This is a genomic window from Phaeobacter cretensis, assembly GCF_047372505.1.
GTDB lineage: Bacteria > Pseudomonadota > Alphaproteobacteria > Rhodobacterales > Rhodobacteraceae > Phaeobacter > Phaeobacter cretensis.
Map to the genome: position 1 here is coordinate 3,933,503 of NZ_JBKBEU010000001.1, position 15,321 is coordinate 3,948,823.

At 54.5% G+C, this 15,321-nt stretch carries 17 protein-coding genes and 1 tRNA gene; 13 read left to right on the forward strand and 5 right to left on the reverse strand.

Annotated elements, in window-relative coordinates; genetic code table 11:
- Positions 1-96: 96 nt before the first annotated feature.
- A tRNA-Ser gene (locus tag ACEWZM_RS18585) sits at positions 97-186 on the reverse strand.
- Positions 187-306: 120 nt separating this feature from the next.
- On the opposite strand from ACEWZM_RS18585, the gene ACEWZM_RS18590 reads away from it, so the two are divergent.
- The 7 genes from ACEWZM_RS18590 (at position 307) to ACEWZM_RS18620 (ending at position 6,560) form a co-directional block, all read left to right on the forward strand.
- A complete protein-coding gene (locus tag ACEWZM_RS18590; protein ID WP_414007861.1) occupies positions 307-1,158 on the forward strand; it encodes a DUF2059 domain-containing protein in 852 nt (283 codons plus the stop codon).
- A 214-nt stretch (positions 1,159-1,372) separates the two neighbouring features.
- Entirely contained in the window at positions 1,373-1,966 is a 594-nt protein-coding gene (locus tag ACEWZM_RS18595; RefSeq protein ID WP_414007862.1) for a 50S ribosomal protein L21, read from the forward strand.
- A gap of 11 nt (positions 1,967-1,977) precedes the next feature.
- On the forward strand, positions 1,978-2,247 hold the full coding sequence (gene rpmA / locus ACEWZM_RS18600) for a 50S ribosomal protein L27 (RefSeq protein WP_340545555.1): 270 nt from the start codon (positions 1,978-1,980) through the stop codon (positions 2,245-2,247).
- A gap of 196 nt (positions 2,248-2,443) precedes the next feature.
- The gene (locus tag ACEWZM_RS18605; RefSeq protein ID WP_414007863.1) at positions 2,444-2,983 is read left to right on the forward strand and encodes a GNAT family N-acetyltransferase; all 540 of its coding nucleotides are present in this window, start codon (positions 2,444-2,446) and stop codon (positions 2,981-2,983) included.
- Between the two features lie 109 nt (positions 2,984-3,092).
- On the forward strand, positions 3,093-4,127 hold the full coding sequence (gene obgE / locus ACEWZM_RS18610; protein WP_414007864.1) for a GTPase ObgE: 1,035 nt from the start codon (positions 3,093-3,095) through the stop codon (positions 4,125-4,127).
- Positions 4,115-5,221: a glutamate 5-kinase gene (gene proB, locus ACEWZM_RS18615; RefSeq protein ID WP_414007865.1), complete on the forward strand. Its 1,107-nt coding sequence runs from the start codon at positions 4,115-4,117 to the stop codon at positions 5,219-5,221. Before obgE ends, proB begins: the two co-directional genes overlap by 13 nt.
- 73 nt (positions 5,222-5,294) lie before the next feature.
- Positions 5,295-6,560 carry a glutamate-5-semialdehyde dehydrogenase gene (locus tag ACEWZM_RS18620; protein WP_414007866.1) on the forward strand — a complete coding sequence of 422 codons (1,266 nt, stop codon included), beginning with the start codon at positions 5,295-5,297 and terminating at the stop codon, positions 6,558-6,560.
- 96 nt (positions 6,561-6,656) lie between these two features.
- Here the strand turns inward: ACEWZM_RS18620 and ACEWZM_RS18625 are convergent, their stop codons facing one another.
- On the reverse strand, positions 6,657-7,253 hold the full coding sequence (locus ACEWZM_RS18625) for a histidine phosphotransferase family protein (RefSeq protein WP_414007867.1): 597 nt from the start codon (positions 7,251-7,253) through the stop codon (positions 6,657-6,659).
- Between the two features lie 28 nt (positions 7,254-7,281).
- Here ACEWZM_RS18625 and ACEWZM_RS18630 point away from each other — a divergent pair, with 28 nt between their 5' ends.
- From ACEWZM_RS18630 to tsf, 5 genes are all read left to right on the forward strand, one after another.
- Positions 7,282-7,467: a DUF3553 domain-containing protein gene (locus ACEWZM_RS18630; RefSeq protein WP_414007868.1), complete on the forward strand. Its 186-nt coding sequence runs from the start codon at positions 7,282-7,284 to the stop codon at positions 7,465-7,467.
- 105 nt (positions 7,468-7,572) lie between these two features.
- A complete protein-coding gene (olsB, locus tag ACEWZM_RS18635) occupies positions 7,573-8,352 on the forward strand; it encodes an L-ornithine N(alpha)-acyltransferase (protein ID WP_414008081.1) in 780 nt (259 codons plus the stop codon).
- Entirely contained in the window at positions 8,349-9,200 is an 852-nt protein-coding gene (gene olsA / locus ACEWZM_RS18640; RefSeq protein WP_414007869.1) for a lyso-ornithine lipid O-acyltransferase, read from the forward strand. The genes olsB and olsA overlap by 4 nt, the downstream gene beginning before the upstream one ends.
- A gap of 172 nt (positions 9,201-9,372) precedes the next feature.
- Positions 9,373-10,170, forward strand: coding sequence for a 30S ribosomal protein S2 (gene rpsB / locus ACEWZM_RS18645; protein ID WP_414007870.1), 798 nt, complete (start codon positions 9,373-9,375; stop codon positions 10,168-10,170).
- Between the two features lie 88 nt (positions 10,171-10,258).
- Positions 10,259-11,134, forward strand: a complete 876-nt coding sequence (tsf, locus tag ACEWZM_RS18650) for a translation elongation factor Ts (protein ID WP_414007871.1) — start codon at positions 10,259-10,261, stop codon at positions 11,132-11,134.
- A 490-nt stretch (positions 11,135-11,624) separates the two neighbouring features.
- Here the strand turns inward: tsf and ACEWZM_RS18655 are convergent, their stop codons facing one another.
- From ACEWZM_RS18655 to ACEWZM_RS18665, 3 genes are all read right to left on the reverse strand, one after another.
- Complete coding sequence (locus ACEWZM_RS18655) at positions 11,625-12,380, reverse strand: LuxR family transcriptional regulator (protein WP_414007872.1); 756 nt, start codon at positions 12,378-12,380, stop codon at positions 11,625-11,627.
- Positions 12,377-12,826 carry a type II 3-dehydroquinate dehydratase gene (gene aroQ, locus ACEWZM_RS18660; RefSeq protein ID WP_414007873.1) on the reverse strand — a complete coding sequence of 150 codons (450 nt, stop codon included), beginning with the start codon at positions 12,824-12,826 and terminating at the stop codon, positions 12,377-12,379. The genes ACEWZM_RS18655 and aroQ overlap by 4 nt, the downstream gene beginning before the upstream one ends.
- A 267-nt stretch (positions 12,827-13,093) precedes the next feature.
- Positions 13,094-14,095, reverse strand: coding sequence for an NADPH:quinone oxidoreductase family protein (locus ACEWZM_RS18665; protein ID WP_414007874.1), 1,002 nt, complete (start codon positions 14,093-14,095; stop codon positions 13,094-13,096).
- Positions 14,096-14,293: 198 nt separating this feature from the next.
- Here ACEWZM_RS18665 and ACEWZM_RS18670 point away from each other — a divergent pair, with 198 nt between their 5' ends.
- On the forward strand, positions 14,294-15,280 hold the full coding sequence (locus ACEWZM_RS18670; RefSeq protein WP_414007875.1) for an NAD(P)H-dependent flavin oxidoreductase: 987 nt from the start codon (positions 14,294-14,296) through the stop codon (positions 15,278-15,280).
- The last annotated feature ends 41 nt before the right edge of the window (positions 15,281-15,321 follow it).

The following is a 15,321-nucleotide window of genomic DNA, read 5'->3' on the forward strand; positions in this document are numbered from 1 at the left end:
CCAGACCTGCCGATAGGCTAGCAATGCCGTCTGAGATTATGCAGAAGCTAAATGCCAATGAATTTGGGTTACCGGTTGTGTGGTCTGGGAAGCAAATGGCGGAGAGACAGGGATTCGAACCCTGGGAACCCGTGAAGGCTCAACGGTTTTCGAGACCGCCCCGTTCGACCACTCCGGCACCTCTCCGCGGGGGGTGAGAGGCCGTTTAAAGTGGAAACCGAAGTGGTGCAAGAGGGGAATTCGCCCTTTCGGTCGGAAAGTTTGTTTTTGATTGTCTCGTGGCAGAAAACGCTTAGGTTTTAGAGTATGAAACAGATCTCTTTCCTCCCCACACTCGCGATGCGATCTCTCTACGGGTTTGTTATTGCCTCATTTTTTGTAACTTGTGCCGCGCAAGCCGCTGATCGGGACAGGCTTGTCGCTTTCTTGGAGACGACCGGATTTGATGTGGCGCTGGATAGCATAGCGCTCTCAGCTGAAATGGCGCCTGATATGTTGGGCGTTGACGCCGGGGATTTTGGCGTAGCCTGGACCCGCCTTTCGAAGGATGTTTTTGACCATACAAAAATGCGCGACATCGCACTTGGCATGCTGGAGGAAACGCTGGAGGATGACGCATTGACCCATGCGGCGGACTTCTATGCCAGCCCGTTGGGCGCGCGGCTTGTTGTGGCAGAGAACGCATCCCATAAGGTTGAAGATGATGAGACCAAGCAGCAAGCAGGCATGCGCATCATTTCTGATCTCGTCGCGGATGGCAGCGGCCGTCCACAGCTGTTTCAGCGCATGGGGCAGGCGATCGATGCGGACGGCACCGGAGTTAAGGCAGTACAGGAAATTCAGTTCCGCTTTTTGATGGCCGCGAGCGCGGCGGGAGTTATTGATCTACAACTGGATGCCGACGGGCTACGCGCGTTTATGAAGGATCAGCAGGCGTCGACCCAGATGGCGATGCAGGCGGCAAATATGGCGGCAAATGCCTATACCTATCAGGGCTTCAGTGATGAAGAGCTCGAAGAATATATTGAGGCACTTGAGCAGCCGTTGATGCAGCGCGTCTATCAGTTATTGAATGCGGTCACGTTTGAAATTACTGCAAATCGGTTCGAGCAATTGGCCTATCGTTTGAAAGATCTGGAGCCTGCGCAGGATCTCTAGTCTTTTCCGCCGAACAGCCTTGACGGCACGGGGTTGACAGTCTCTTCAATTCGCAGCATAAGCCCGCATCCCGGCCCGGACTCTCTGTGCCGGGGTTTATTTGTCATACGCCCCCAAGGGGCGCGCTGTTCGAGGTGGCTCTGAGCCGAAACACCGAATGTATTGTATGATACGGCCGGGACCGTAGGACGCGGGTAGAAAAGGAAAGACGCATATGTTTGCGGTCCTCAAAACCGGCGGCAAGCAGTACAAAGTTCAGGCCGGCGATATGCTGCGCGTGGAAAAATTGGCTGCTGATGCTGGCGAAACAATCCAGTTCAACGACGTTCTGATGCTCGGTGGTGATGCACCGGTTGTGGGTGCGCCCTTTGTGGACGGTGCTGCGGTTCAAGCCGAAGTGGTCGACCAGATCAAAGGCGAAAAGGTTATTCACTTTGTGAAGCGCCGTCGTAAGCACTCCTCGAAGCGTACCAAGGGTCACCGTCAGAAGCTGACCTTGGTCAAGATCACTGAGATCCTGGCTTCCGGCGCTGATAAGTCCGGTGTAAAAGCTGCCAACGGTCAGGGCGATGCACCTGCCGCTGCCAAAGCTGCTCCGGCTGCTAAGAAGGCCGCTCCTGCGGCATCAAGCGATGATCTGACCGAGCTGACAGGCGTTGGCCCAGCTGCTGCAAAGAAACTGGAAGAAGCAGGTCTAACCAGCTTTGCCCAGATCGCAGCCTTGTCGGATGCTGACATTGCTGCTATCGACGCGGTCAAAGTGAAACCCGAATGGGTTGAGCAGGCCAAAGAATTGGCTAAAGGCTAAGGAGATAGACAATGGCACATAAGAAAGCTGGTGGTTCCTCACGTAACGGCCGCGACTCAGCTGGTCGCCGCCTTGGCGTGAAACTCTACGGTGGTCAGTCGGCCATCTCTGGTAACATCATCGTACGTCAGCGCGGCACCAAGTTTTGGCCGGGTGAAGGCGTAGGTCTGGGCAAAGATCACACGATCTTTGCGACTACGGACGGTGCTGTAACCTTCCACAAAGGCCTTAAAGGCCGCACCTTTATTTCGGTTCTGCCAGTGGCGGAGGCCGCTGAATAAGCCGAACCTGAAAGGTAAGAGACAATCAGGGGATCGGCGGAACCGCCGGTCCCTTATTGTTTTTGTGACAATAGATAAATTTTCTAACCAGTTCTCAATGGCTATGCGTTAGGGCACGGCGCAACTGTTTGTTATGGCCCGAGAGGTTTATCCGGCGATGTAGCCGGTGTTTGTGTTCGTCGAGAGGAGCAAGAGTATGAGTTTGGATCATAAAAGAGCAGAACAGCCTGTGATCGATGCAGGACGTTTCGTACTGCGCCCACTTCGCAAATCTGACGAGGGGCTGATTGCGCATTACGTAAGTGATGAGCGTGTCGCCCGCATGACCACAGCTATTCCGCACCCATTGCCCCCTGGCGCGATCGAGGCCTTTGTGGCCCGTGGGCTGGATGAAGACCGTGACGAAGATGTCTGGGCGATCGACGGGACAGCTGATGGCGGTGAGGAGCTGAAAGGCATCATCAGCCTCAAGCGGCTTGATCGTGACCAGAGCGAGGTCGGCTATTGGATTGCGCCGATTTTCTGGAACAATGGCTTGGCGTCCGAGGCGCTGCGCGCTTTGGTTGATACCAATCCACAAGGCTGCACAGCTTTGTTTGCAACTGCGTTTCAGGACAACCCGGCGTCGGCACGCGTGCTGACTCATTGCGGTTTTGAGTATCTTGGTGACGCGGAGACATTCTCTGTTGCACGGAACGCCAGTGTTCCAACATGGACATACAGCCGAAAACTGTGATTGGCGCGCCGCGCGGATTGCGTTAAGTCGGGGCAACTGGCCCTGACAGCGGGCGTACGCGTTTTATTCCCCTCCGTATCTGGCGGTAGGTTATCAGCAAGGAGCTGACATGAAATTCCTCGATCTGGCCAAAGTCTACATTCGCTCCGGCGCGGGCGGTAACGGCTGTGTCAGCTTTCGCCGTGAAAAATACATGGAATACGGTGGGCCGGACGGCGGCGATGGCGGCCGCGGCGGATCTGTCTGGGTTGAGGTGACCGAAGGGCTTAATACGCTGATCGACTTCCGCTATCAGCAGCACTTCTTTGCCAAGAACGGCCAGTCCGGCATGGGTCGTCAGCGGACCGGCAAGGATGGCGATGACATTGTGCTGCGCGTGCCTGTTGGTACCGAAATCATGGATGAAGATCAGGAAACGGTTCTCGCAGACCTGACCGAGGTTGGTGAGAGGTTTCTTCTGGCCAAGGGTGGCAATGGCGGCTTTGGCAATCTTCATTTTAAAAGCGCGACCAACCAGGCACCCCGTAGGGCGAATTCCGGTCAGGATGGTATCGAACGTACGATCTGGCTACGGCTGAAGCTGATCGCCGATGTTGGCCTCTTAGGGTTGCCAAATGCTGGTAAATCGACCTTCCTGTCGGCCACGTCCAATGCACGGCCTAAGATTGCCGACTATCCGTTTACCACCCTGCACCCAAATCTGGGGGTTGTGGGGATTGATGGCGTTGAATTCGTTGTAGCAGACATTCCAGGGCTGATTGCCGGCGCTCATGAGGGGCGCGGCATTGGTGACCGTTTCTTGGGACATGTTGAGCGCTGCGCCGTGCTGCTGCATCTGGTTGATGGTACCTCTGAGACGCTTGTCGAGGACTATCAAACCATTATTGATGAGCTTGAAGCCTATGGCGGTGAGTTGGCAGAAAAACCACGCATCACCGCGCTGAACAAGATCGACTCGCTTGACGTTGATGAACGAGCCGAAGCCAAAGCAACGTTGGAAGCGGCTGTGGGTGGGCCGGTGTTTATGATGTCCGGCGTGAGCCGTGAGGGGCTGAACGAGGTTCTACGGTCAATGCGTGCGCAAATCGATGAGGATCGCTTGCGTCAGAAGCCGCAGGAGGAGCAGGAAACGTGGCAACCTTAACTGCCGCCAATCGTGTCGTTGTTAAAATCGGTTCCGCTCTGCTTGTGGACCGGAACAGCGGTGCATTGCGCGCGGATTGGTTGCAGGCGTTGGCTGAGGACGTTGCCTGGCTGAAAGCAATGGGCAAGGATGTGATCCTTGTTTCATCCGGGTCTATTGCGCTGGGTCGCCGGGTCCTAGATCTTGCCGCGCAGGAGCTGCCGTTGGAGCAGTCGCAGGCTGCTGCGGCGGTCGGCCAGATACGTCTGGCGCGCGCTTACGAGGAAGCGCTGACCCCCCATGAAATTACCACTGCGCAGGTATTGGTCACGCTGGAAGACAGCGCCGATCGGCGGCGATATCTAAACTCTCGGGCGACGCTGGAGACATTGATCAGCCTTGGCGTGGTGCCCATCGTCAATGAAAACGATACCATTGCCACGGATGAGATCCGCTATGGTGACAATGATCGGCTTGCAGCGCAGGTGGCGGTTACTGTCGGGGCTGATGCGCTGATCCTGTTGTCAGACGTCGATGGGTTCTACACCGCAAATCCGGTGCTTGATCCGGATGCCCGGCGCTACGATACAATTGACCGGATCACACCCGAGATTGAGGCGATGGCGGGCGACGGCGTCTCGGGCCTGTCCAAAGGCGGTATGATCACAAAACTACTGGCTGCTAAGATGGCAACTGCCGCAGGATGCGCCATGGCAATTACTGAAGGATCGCCTGATAACCCTTTGAAACTGCTCGAACAAGGGGCGGCGTCTACATGGTTTTCGGCGTTGGATGACCCTCAGGTTGCCCGCAAACGTTGGATTGCAGCGATGAAAACGCGCGGCTTTGTTACCATCGATGAAGGCGCCGCTCGAGCGCTCAGTACAGGGAAGAGTCTCTTGCCTGCAGGCATTCGACATATCGAAGGAGACTTCGGCCGCGGTGATCCGCTGGCCATCCTTGGTCCAGACGGGCGAAAGCTTGGGCAAGGTCTGAGTCGGTATACGGCAGAAGAGGCCTTTGCCATCCAAGGTTGCCAGTCGCAAGAGATTGAGGCGATCCTTGGGTACGCCGGTCGTGCCGCCGTCATCCATCGTGATGATATGGCGTTATAAGTGCGATCCATGTTAGGGCTGACCCCGCCTGACCATCAGATGTGTCAAAGTGGGTCTACAAAAGGTTCCAGAGATGAACGAAACGCAAGATATTGCCGTGATGATGGCCGATATTGGCAAGCGCGCAAAGCAAGCGGCCGCAAGACTGGCCACATCCACTGCTGAACGCAAAGCGGTTGCGCTGAATGCTGCTGCAGACGCGGTTTGGAGCAAGCGTGCTCAAATCATGGCTGCCAATGCAAAGGACCTCGATTTTGGCCGCTCAAAGGGTCTTTCACCTGCGATGATGGATCGTTTGGCCCTGGATGAAGACCGGATCGCAGGCATTGTCACTGGTCTGCGGGCTGTAGCGGCACAGCCTGATCCTGTTGGAGAGGTGCTGGCAGAGTGGTCACAACCATCAGGGCTTGAAATCCAGCGTGTACGCACGCCTCTTGGCGTGATTGGCGTGATTTATGAAAGCCGACCGAATGTGACGGCAGATGCCGGTGCACTTTGCCTCAAATCCGGCAATGCTGTGATCCTGCGGGGTGGATCAGAGAGTTTTCATTCCAGCCAAGCCGTTCATGCCTGCCTTGTAGAAGGGCTAAAGGCTGCCGAACTACCAGAAGATGCGGTGCAATTGGTGCCAACACGTGATCGTGCAGCCGTTCAGGCGTTGCTGACTATGACCGACACAGTTGACGTGATTGTTCCGCGCGGAGGCAAGGGGTTAGTAGGCTTGGTGCAGAGAGAGGCGAGGGTGCCAGTCTTTGCACATTTGGAGGGGATTGTTCATATCTACCTCGACAAACATGCAGATCCGCAAAGGGCACTGGAGATCGTGCTCAATGCCAAAACCCGGCGCACGGGCATTTGTGGCGCAGCTGAGTGTTTGCTCATTCATCGCGATATTGCTGAGACTATTGGCCGGGATGTCCTGACGGCGCTTGCAACGGCGGGTGTTGAAATCCGCGCAGAGGATGGATTGCCGGGACCAGATGGTATGATTGCCGCCACCGATGAAGATTGGGGCTGCGAGTATCTGGATACGATTATTGCCGCCAAGCAGGTAGATGGTATTGACGACGCTATCACTCATATTCGCGCTCACCATTCCCAACACACGGATTGCATTATCACCGAGGACGATCAGGCCGTTGGGCAATTCTTCGCCGAACTGGATAGCGCGATCCTTATTCACAATGCATCCACGCAGTTTGCGGATGGTGGCGAATTTGGCATGGGTGCTGAAATCGGCATCGCGACGGGAAAAATGCATGCGCGTGGTCCGGTTGGCGCAGCACAGCTGACGAGTTTCAAATACCTAGTGCGTGGCAACGGGGCTGTGCGCGGGTGAAGTCTGCTAATGCGTTCACATAAAAAAGGCGCTGCAAGTGTTTGCGGCGCCTTCGTAATTTTTAGATTTGACTAAACCTGTGACTGCGCGCTCGGACTAGAAGTGGATGGTGACCCGCTCGAGCGTTTGTTCCACACGGACGGTGCGGCCCAGATCCTTTGCTGCTTCGGGTAGCATGGCGAACTGAACCAGCGCAGGCGTTACGGTCGCAGACGAGGTGCCGCCACTTACACGTGCCCAAAGATCATCGTCGACGTTCAGTTTGCTGCCCTCACCGATGACGGTCCATTTGCCGTCGGCGCAAAGAATCTTAACCGTTCCCCCATAAGGCAATCCGGTTTCAAGACAGAGTGCTGCGAGAAAGGCGAGGCGTACTTCGGTCCGGCTGGAAGCGTCTTGCGGCGCCCATTGATATTTTAAGCGACCGCCTTTGCCGATATCTTCCAGCACCGACACCACTTCGGCACGGCTGATCTGTTGATCACTGGCAGCCCCAAAAGCGATCCGGAAGAAACGGATGCGGGCATTGGCGTTGGTCACACTGTCCGAGATCAATTCCAGTTCTGGCCCGGACATATCTCCTGACATTCCAAGCAGTTCCAGCCCGTTGTTGATCGCGCCGATCGGGCTAATCAGATCGTGGCAGATGCGCGACCCTATCAAAGCCGCGAGATTAGCGTTATCTACTGACATATCTTTCCTCCGAAGTGGGCCATCGCGCATGAACGACCTCAACGCTATACTTGCCCCCGGCATGTTTGTGACCCATCCCACGCATCCAAATTGGGGCACGGGACAGGTCCAATCCAATGCTGCTGGCAAGATCACCGTAAACTTTCCCGATCAAGGCAAAGTGGTGTTCAACAGCGCGCAGGTGGCCCTTATTCCAGTCTTTGATCCGTCATAAGCGTTTATGAACGGTTAATGGCCGTTCACCAATTTGAACGAAACTTGCATACGGGGTGCCTTATAGGCTAGCTGCTCGCAAGGCAAACCATTGTTGAGCAAGCTCATGAACGACGGGTCTCCTGCGTTTCAGGTCACATTGGCAAAGACTTCGGCGGATTTGCGCGCGGCGCAGGCCCTTCGATACGATGTTTTTGTTGCAGAGCTGGGCGGCGGCGGTGAAATGGTCGATCACGACGCCGGTTTGGAACAGGATCGATTTGATGTGTTTTTTGACCACTTGCTGTTGTGGGATCTTACACGTGATGCGGTGGTTGGCGTGTACCGCCTATTGCGCAGCGATCAGGCACAGCGCGCCGGGCAGTTTTATTCCGAAGACGAATACGACCTTTCCAAGTTAACAGGATCAGGTCGTAAGCTGTTGGAACTGGGACGGTCTTGTTTGCTTCCTGAGTATCGTGGTGGGACCGCGATGTTTCATCTTTGGTCGGCATTAGCGGCGTATGTTGCGGACCACAAGATAGACGTGCTGTTTGGGGTGGCTAGCTTTCACGGGACAGATATTGGGCCACTCGCCAATGCGTTGTCGATGCTGCACCACAACCATCTCGCGCCACAGGAGCTGCGGCCGGTTGCACGGGTCTACCAACCAATGGACCTGGTCCCTGCGAGCGAATTGGAACGGCGTAAAGCCATGTTGGATACACCGGCGTTGATCAAAGCTTATCTGCGCCTCGGTGGGTGTGTCGGCGATGGCGCATATATCGATCACGATTTTAATACGACGGATGTCTGTCTGGTATTGGATACGGCACGGATGAATGAGCGACAAAGGCGTATTTATGGGGCAAGGCCTGAAAACGGGGCAGGGCCCGGCATGAAATGACCACTTGGAGGGGAGAAGACCCCCCGGAGCCAATCAAAATTTCAGCCCGTGAATGGGTGTTCGTTTTGCTGCGCGGGCTACCGCTGGGCAGTTTGGTTTTTGGCGGATTGCTGATTTTGCTATCTGTCCGCTTGATTGAGCGTCCTCTGTTTGGCCTGAACAGACCCCTGACGCCGTTCATTACTCAATTTGTCTGCCGCAATGCCTTTCGAATCCTCGGTATGGGTTTTCGTGTGGAGGGAACGCTGATGACTGTGCCCGGCGCGGTTGTCGCCAATCACACCTCATGGCTGGATATCTTTGCGCTCAACGCGTGTAAGAGGATCTACTACGTCTCCAAGGCCGAAGTGGCGTCGTGGCCTGGCATCGGCTGGCTTGCACGCGCGACCGGCACCGTGTTCATTACACGCAACGCAAAAGAGGCACGCAGCCAGACGGCGGTGTTTCAGGCACGTTTGCTTTTGGGTCACAAGTTGCTGTTCTTTCCTGAAGGGACCTCCACCGACGGGCGGCGTGTGTTGCCGTTCAAGACCACGCTGTTTGCAGCCTTTTTTCATCCCGAACTGCGCGATATACTTTCGGTTCAGCCGGTATCAGTGGTGTTCAAGCCGCCAAATGGCGAAGAGCGGGGGTTTTATGGCTGGTGGGGTGATATGGACTTTGGCTCACACTTGCTGAAAACCTTGGCGACTCCTAGCCAAGGTGCTGTCATATTGCGCTATCACGAGCCATTGCGAGTGGTTGATTATACGGATCGCAAAGCACTGGCAGCGGCATGTGAAACGCAAGTCCGGGCAGGGCATGAAACGATTGGGCAAGCGTATTTGTCGAATTCGGCAAAGCCATAGCACTCCCCGATCTTTTATCCTTGCGTATAGGGAAAGCCTGACATATACGCGCGCCATTCAATCCGCAGGTGGGGATTGGCCTGACCGGGGGAGACATCCCCGGCAGACCGCCGGTTGGAGCATACGCTCTGAGACCCCCGCCAAGGCACGAAACCGGAAAAGGAAAACACACATGGCTCTTCCCGAGTTCTCCATGCGTCAGCTGCTTGAGGCAGGCGTACACTTTGGTCACCAAACCCAGCGCTGGAACCCGCGCATGTCGCCTTTCATTTATGGCGCACGCAACGGCATCCACATCATGGATCTGACCCAGACCGTTCCCATGCTCGACGCGGCCCTGAATGCCGTACGTGACACCGTTGCCAAAGGCGGCCGCGTATTGTTCGTTGGTACCAAGCGTCAGGCGGCTCAGCCGATCGCAGATGCTGCTGAGAAATCTGCGCAGTACTTCATGAACCACCGCTGGCTAGGCGGCACGTTGACCAACTGGAAAACCGTTTCCCAGTCGATCAACCGTCTGAAGGAAATCGACGAAAAAATGGCGTCCGGCGCCGAAGGCCTGACCAAGAAAGAGCGTCTAGGCATGGAACGTGACCAGCTGAAGCTGGAAGCCTCCCTCGGTGGTATCCGCGAAATGGGCGGCGTTCCTGATCTGCTGTTCGTCATCGACGTGAAAAAAGAAGCACTGGCTATCGCCGAAGCCAACAAACTGGGTATCCCAGTTGTGGCCATCGTCGACACCAACTGCTCGCCCGACGGTGTTGACTACATCATCCCCGGCAACGACGATGCGGCTCGCGCTATCTCGCTGTACTGTGATCTTGTTGCTCGCGCTGCTCTGGACGGCATGTCCGCTCAGTTGGGTGCTGCAGGCGTTGATCTTGGCGCTCTGGAAGATGCTCCGGCGGAAGAAGTGCTGGAAGAAGCACCCGAAGCTGCTGAAAAAGTCGCTGAAAAAGCCGATAGCTAATCCCTGCGTCACATCGTTGACACTGGCGTAAGACATAGGGGGCGGCATGACTGCCCCCTTCCCACATACTCATAAGGAGAACCTGGAGATGGCAATTACTGCATCCATGGTCAAGGAACTGCGCGACAGCACCGGCGCAGGCATGATGGACGCCAAGAAGGCGCTGACAGAAACCAATGGCGACATGGAAGCTGCCGTTGATTGGCTGCGCACCAAGGGCCTGGCCAAAGCAGCTAAGAAATCCGGTCGTACCGCGGCTGAAGGCTTGGTCGCAGTTGTAGTTGAAGGCAACAAAGGCGTTGCCGTCGAAGTGAACTCGGAAACTGACTTTGTTGGTAAGAACGCCGAATTCCAGGAAATGGTCTCCGGTATCGCCAAAACTGCGCTGAACGCAGCTGACGTTGATGCACTGCTGACAGCCGATCTGGATGGCAAGTCGGTTGCCGACACGCTGACCGACAAGATTGCGACCATCGGTGAGAACATGAACGTGCGCCGTATGGCGTCGCTGGAAGGCGAAACCGTTGTGTCTTACGTGCACAACGCCGCAACGGCTGGCATGGGCAAAATCGGTGTTCTGGTTGCCATGAACGGTGGCGACGATGCTATCGGCAAGCAGATTGCGATGCATATCGCTGCTGTTAACCCAGCTGCGCTGAGCGAAGCAGAGCTGGACGCATCTGTTGTCGAGAAAGAAAAGCAGGTCCAGATGGACATCGCTCGTGAATCCGGCAAGCCTGAGCAGGTGATCGAGAAAATGATCGTCGGCCGTATGAAAAAATTCGTGGCCGAATCTACTCTGCTCAACCAGCAGTTCGTTGTGAATCCTGATCTGACCGTCGAAGATGCCGCCAAGGCAGCCGACGCAACCATTACCGGCTTCGTTCGTCTGGAAGTTGGTGAAGGTATCGAAGTCGAAAAAGAAGACTTTGCCGCTGAAGTAGCAAAAGCTGCACAGGGCTAAGTCTTAGTCAGGCGAACACCGCTTGATGGTGTGAATGAAAAGGCCAACGAAGTAACTTCGTTGGCCTTTTTCTTTGCAGAAATACAATGATGCAGGCCTGCCCGCTATCGCTAAAGTGGTCAGACGGAAGGTCGAAACTTTCTGTCGTCGTTGGGTGTGAAGGCAGTCAGCGTATGAATTTAGGGATAAGAACGCTCAATAGTATCATAGGTCCAGCAGGGCCATCTGATACATAGATCGATGTTAGTATCCCGGCGCTAGCGTGGAGAAATACACGCCGCCACCGGACAGGTTAGAGAGCCTTGAAATCTCAAGGATCATGCCCTGCGTAGTCCCAGGCCAAAGCCCCACTCACGGAACGTCATAAGTGTGCCTTTAATATAAGCTTTCGGGAAGTAGTGAATTCCATACCCAATAGTAAACATATACCTAACGTTTGTAAAAAGGCGCGTTAGAAATCTATAAAAGACGTCTTTGGAATGCAAAAAAATCAAGGTTCCACAACATACATCTGGTTGTGAAGCGCTGCTTTTAGGACCGCATGGGTTGTTGTCTCGACTGAGAGCGTTTCGCGGGCAAGTCTGAGATGTTTTTCCACCGTAGCGGGAGTTAACCCCATCAGCACAGCTATATCCTGAGTGGTCTTGCCGTCTCCCACCCATTGCAGGGCCTCCCGTTGGCGCTTAGTCAGGCTGCGGTTTGGCGGGTCATAAGGCAATGTCAGGATCTTCAAATGCGCGACATTGTTCATCAACACGATATCGTGCCCGTCTTTGGCCCAGATCTCATCCACCTCTTCCTGGCTGAGTGTTTCTTCAGCTGCCAGAGATATGGCGCCCTTAAAGCGCTCGGATGCTGAGTAGAAGCTAACTGTGTAGCCGGCCTTGACGCCCATCTTCAAATTAAAATCTATAACTTTTTGTGCTTGTGGCGGCAGGGTCTTGTTGGCCATCTGCTCGTGTACCATTCGCCAGCTGCCGGCCCCTTCATTCTCAAGCGCCCATTGCAACATCGGAGCATCGAAATAGAGCCCTGAATTCACGAACCCTTTCACATAGCCGGAGCTATGATTGGAGAGGATGACGAAATCTTCAGGATCACCAAGCGATGTCTTGGTCTTGTGACGTGTATAGCCATAGATCAGCCGGTCAAACCGAAAGGCCTTCATTTGTTTGACATGTTCCAACCATATCTCTTCAAGTGTATGCGCGCCGCAGAGAAAGTCGATGTAGGCCCGAAGTTTCATCCAGCAGTGTCTTTGTTTAGATGAGTGTCAAGCGCATCAATGGCCATAAGATAACCTTGTGAACCAAACCCACAGATCTGACCGAGAGCTGCTCGTGATACATAGGACCGGTGGCGAAATTCCTCGCGAGCGTGGATGTTTGAGAGATGAACCTCAACCACAGGTAGCTCGATGGAGAATATGGCATCCATTAGTGCAATTGATGTATGCGTATAGGCCCCGGCATTTAGGATTACTCCGGCATATAGGCTCCGGGCTCCATGGAGCAGATCGAGCATCACACCCTCATGGTTAGATTGCTCGCAGACAACTGATAGACCGAGAGCGGTACCATGGTCGATGCAGCGTTGTTCAAGCATAGCAAGTGTTTCATGCCCGTAGACATCTGGCTGGCGGCTGCCCAGCAGATTTAGGTTCGGTCCGTTCAAAATCAGAATCTTGTGCATTTCGCTATCCAATATCTATTCAGACTGCCCAGTCGTGCAGGCATCCCCTTGTCTCGTGACATGCGTCAGGGCCCGGACGGCAGCCTCCTAATGTCATATCATCGCTGAACGACGTGACTCTTGAGAGGTGTCGGAAAGTTCATTTCAGAATCGGGGCTATGTCACATCCTGATGGGTGGAGAATACGCGTAATCAACTATTATTGATATATATTTTAAAATGATATGTAAGCCACCTATTCTTGGTGGCATACGCGCGTTCGACCAATCAACTTGATGGGTTTGTAAGGATTATTTTGCCCAGAACGTTCCGGTTTTTGAGTGCGGTAAGGGCATCACCTGCATTCTCCATCGGATAAGTTGCATGAATACGTGGGCGAATTCTACCCGCCGAGTATAAGTCAAACAATTCTGCAACGTTGGACAAATGCGCCTTGGGTGCGCGCTGGACCGCAGCGCCCCAGAACACACCAACAATTTGGCAGCCTTTGAGGAGCGGCAGATTCATCGGAATCTTTGGGATGCCTGCGGCAAAACCCACAACCAAGTAGCGGCCCTGCCAGGCTATGGCTCTCAACGCTGGTTCTGCGTAGGCACCACCAACCGCATCATAGACCACATCTACTCCCGCTTTGCCCGACAATGATCTGATTTTATTTCTAAATTCGATTTGATCTTCTTTGTCCGATGACTTGCCGTAGACAATCGTCGCATCGGCGCCGATCTTTTCACAAAATGTAGCTTTCTCACCGGAGGACACCGCGGCAATAACCCGGGCGCCACGTGCCTTTGCCAGCTCAATAGCAGCCGTGCCTACACCCCCGGCAGCGCCAAGTACCAGCACCGTTTCATCAGATTGAAGATTGGCTCGATCCTTAAGCGCGTGGTGAGAGGTCCCATAGGTGAAGATAAACCCAGCAGCATCGAGGTCGGGCATGTCATCCGGAATTTTGATGGCGCTTGCGGCTGGAATGCAAATATGGGTCGCAAACCCACCATATCCCGTCAGTGCCATGACACGATCACCGATTTCATGGTCAGTTACCTCGTTGCCTATCGCAATAATTTCACCAGCGATTTCACCTCCTGGGGCGAACGGGCGGGGCGGCTTCATTTGATAGAGATCCTGGATAATCAGCGTATCGGGGTAATTCACGCTGGCCGCGCGGATCGCGACAACCATGTCATGCGGACCGGGTTCGGGCCGATCTTGTGCACTCCATTGCAAGGTTTCTGGTCCGCCCGGAGCGGTGGAGAGCATTGCATACATAGTCGATTGTCCTGTCATGAAGGCCATAGTGGGCCGTTGTGACGTCAAGTCTTCTGCGCAGATCGACCGTTGTCAATAAATTTGCGAAATGCAATTCTGCTCTGCAAAAGATACTCTCACTGTAAGTGAAGGATCTTAGAAGCGTAGGATAAGGGTTTGGCAATGAAAGAAATTCAACTTACGCAAGGTGGCCGGCCGATGCCAAAGGCCCTTCAGGGGATGCGTCTTCCCATGATTGGTGCGCCTTTGTTTATTATTTCTGTGCCCGAACTGGTCATAGCTCAGTGTAAGGCTGGAATTGTTGGGTCTTTTCCTGCGCTGAATGCCCGGGAGGCTGACGGCGAACCGCCGTTGCTGGAGGTCTGGCTTAAGCAGATCACCGAAGCCCTGGATCGTCATAATCAGGACAATCCGGATCGCCCGGCAGCACCATTTGCGGTGAATCAGATTGTTCACCGCTCCAATACTCGCTTGGAACGTGATATGGAGATCTGCCATCGTTGGAAAGTGCCACTTTGGATCACATCATTGGGTGCCCGGCCCGAGGTCAATGAGGCTGCTCATGCTTGTGGTGGCGTTGTGCTGCACGATGTCATAAACAATCGCTTTGCTCATAAGGCTATTAAAAAAGGTGCGGATGGTTTGATCGCGGTCGCAGCCGGGGCAGGTGGTCATGCGGGGCAGCAGTCTCCCCTGGCCTTGATCAGTGAAATCCGCAGTTGGTTTGAAGGGCCAGTAGCTCTGTCCGGTGCTATCGCCAATGGTCGCTCTTTGCTTGCAGCACGGGCACTTGGGGCTGATTTCGGCTATGTTGGCTCTCCATTCATCGCCACCACCGAGGCAAACGCACAGCAGCCGTACAAGGAGATGATTGTTGATAGCGGCGCGGATGATATTATCTATTCCTCTTTATTTACAGGGGTTTCAGGTAACTACCTTCGTGGATCTATCGAGAATGCGGGAATGGATCCTGACAACCTGCAAACCGCCGATGCAAGTGCTATGAATTTTTCTGACGGTTCATCCAAGCCTAAGGCCTGGAAAGAAATCTGGGGGTCAGGGCAGGGGATTGGCGCGATCAAGAACATCAACTCGGTGGCGTCTCTGGTTGATCAGATTGCAAAAGAATACGCCATTGCTGGGAGCCGCCTGGCAGGTGATTTTCCAGCAAATGGGAGGAGCTGATGGCCTCCGAGCAGACCAGAGATGACAGCGGTGCAACGGCT

What these genes read in the sequence shown, in the direction of transcription:
- ACEWZM_RS18590 (WP_414007861.1), top strand. Translation starts at nt 307, where the DNA reads ATGAAACAGATCTCTTTCCTCCCCACACTCGCGATGCGATCTCTCTAC.
- ACEWZM_RS18595 (WP_414007862.1), top strand. Translation starts at nt 1,373, where the DNA reads ATGTTTGCGGTCCTCAAAACCGGCGGCAAGCAGTACAAAGTTCAGGCC.
- rpmA (WP_340545555.1), top strand. Translation starts at nt 1,978, where the DNA reads ATGGCACATAAGAAAGCTGGTGGTTCCTCACGTAACGGCCGCGACTCA.
- ACEWZM_RS18605 (WP_414007863.1), top strand. Translation starts at nt 2,444, where the DNA reads ATGAGTTTGGATCATAAAAGAGCAGAACAGCCTGTGATCGATGCAGGA.
- obgE (WP_414007864.1), top strand. Translation starts at nt 3,093, where the DNA reads ATGAAATTCCTCGATCTGGCCAAAGTCTACATTCGCTCCGGCGCGGGC.
- ACEWZM_RS18620 (WP_414007866.1), top strand. Translation starts at nt 5,295, where the DNA reads ATGAACGAAACGCAAGATATTGCCGTGATGATGGCCGATATTGGCAAG.
- ACEWZM_RS18625 (WP_414007867.1), bottom strand. Translation starts at nt 7,253, where the DNA reads ATGTCAGTAGATAACGCTAATCTCGCGGCTTTGATAGGGTCGCGCATC.
- ACEWZM_RS18630 (WP_414007868.1), top strand. Translation starts at nt 7,282, where the DNA reads ATGAACGACCTCAACGCTATACTTGCCCCCGGCATGTTTGTGACCCAT.
- olsB (WP_414008081.1), top strand. Translation starts at nt 7,573, where the DNA reads ATGAACGACGGGTCTCCTGCGTTTCAGGTCACATTGGCAAAGACTTCG.
- olsA (WP_414007869.1), top strand. Translation starts at nt 8,349, where the DNA reads ATGACCACTTGGAGGGGAGAAGACCCCCCGGAGCCAATCAAAATTTCA.
- rpsB (WP_414007870.1), top strand. Translation starts at nt 9,373, where the DNA reads ATGGCTCTTCCCGAGTTCTCCATGCGTCAGCTGCTTGAGGCAGGCGTA.
- tsf (WP_414007871.1), top strand. Translation starts at nt 10,259, where the DNA reads ATGGCAATTACTGCATCCATGGTCAAGGAACTGCGCGACAGCACCGGC.
- ACEWZM_RS18655 (WP_414007872.1), bottom strand. Translation starts at nt 12,380, where the DNA reads ATGAAACTTCGGGCCTACATCGACTTTCTCTGCGGCGCGCATACACTT.
- aroQ (WP_414007873.1), bottom strand. Translation starts at nt 12,826, where the DNA reads ATGCACAAGATTCTGATTTTGAACGGACCGAACCTAAATCTGCTGGGC.
- ACEWZM_RS18665 (WP_414007874.1), bottom strand. Translation starts at nt 14,095, where the DNA reads ATGTATGCAATGCTCTCCACCGCTCCGGGCGGACCAGAAACCTTGCAA.
- ACEWZM_RS18670 (WP_414007875.1), top strand. Translation starts at nt 14,294, where the DNA reads ATGCCAAAGGCCCTTCAGGGGATGCGTCTTCCCATGATTGGTGCGCCT.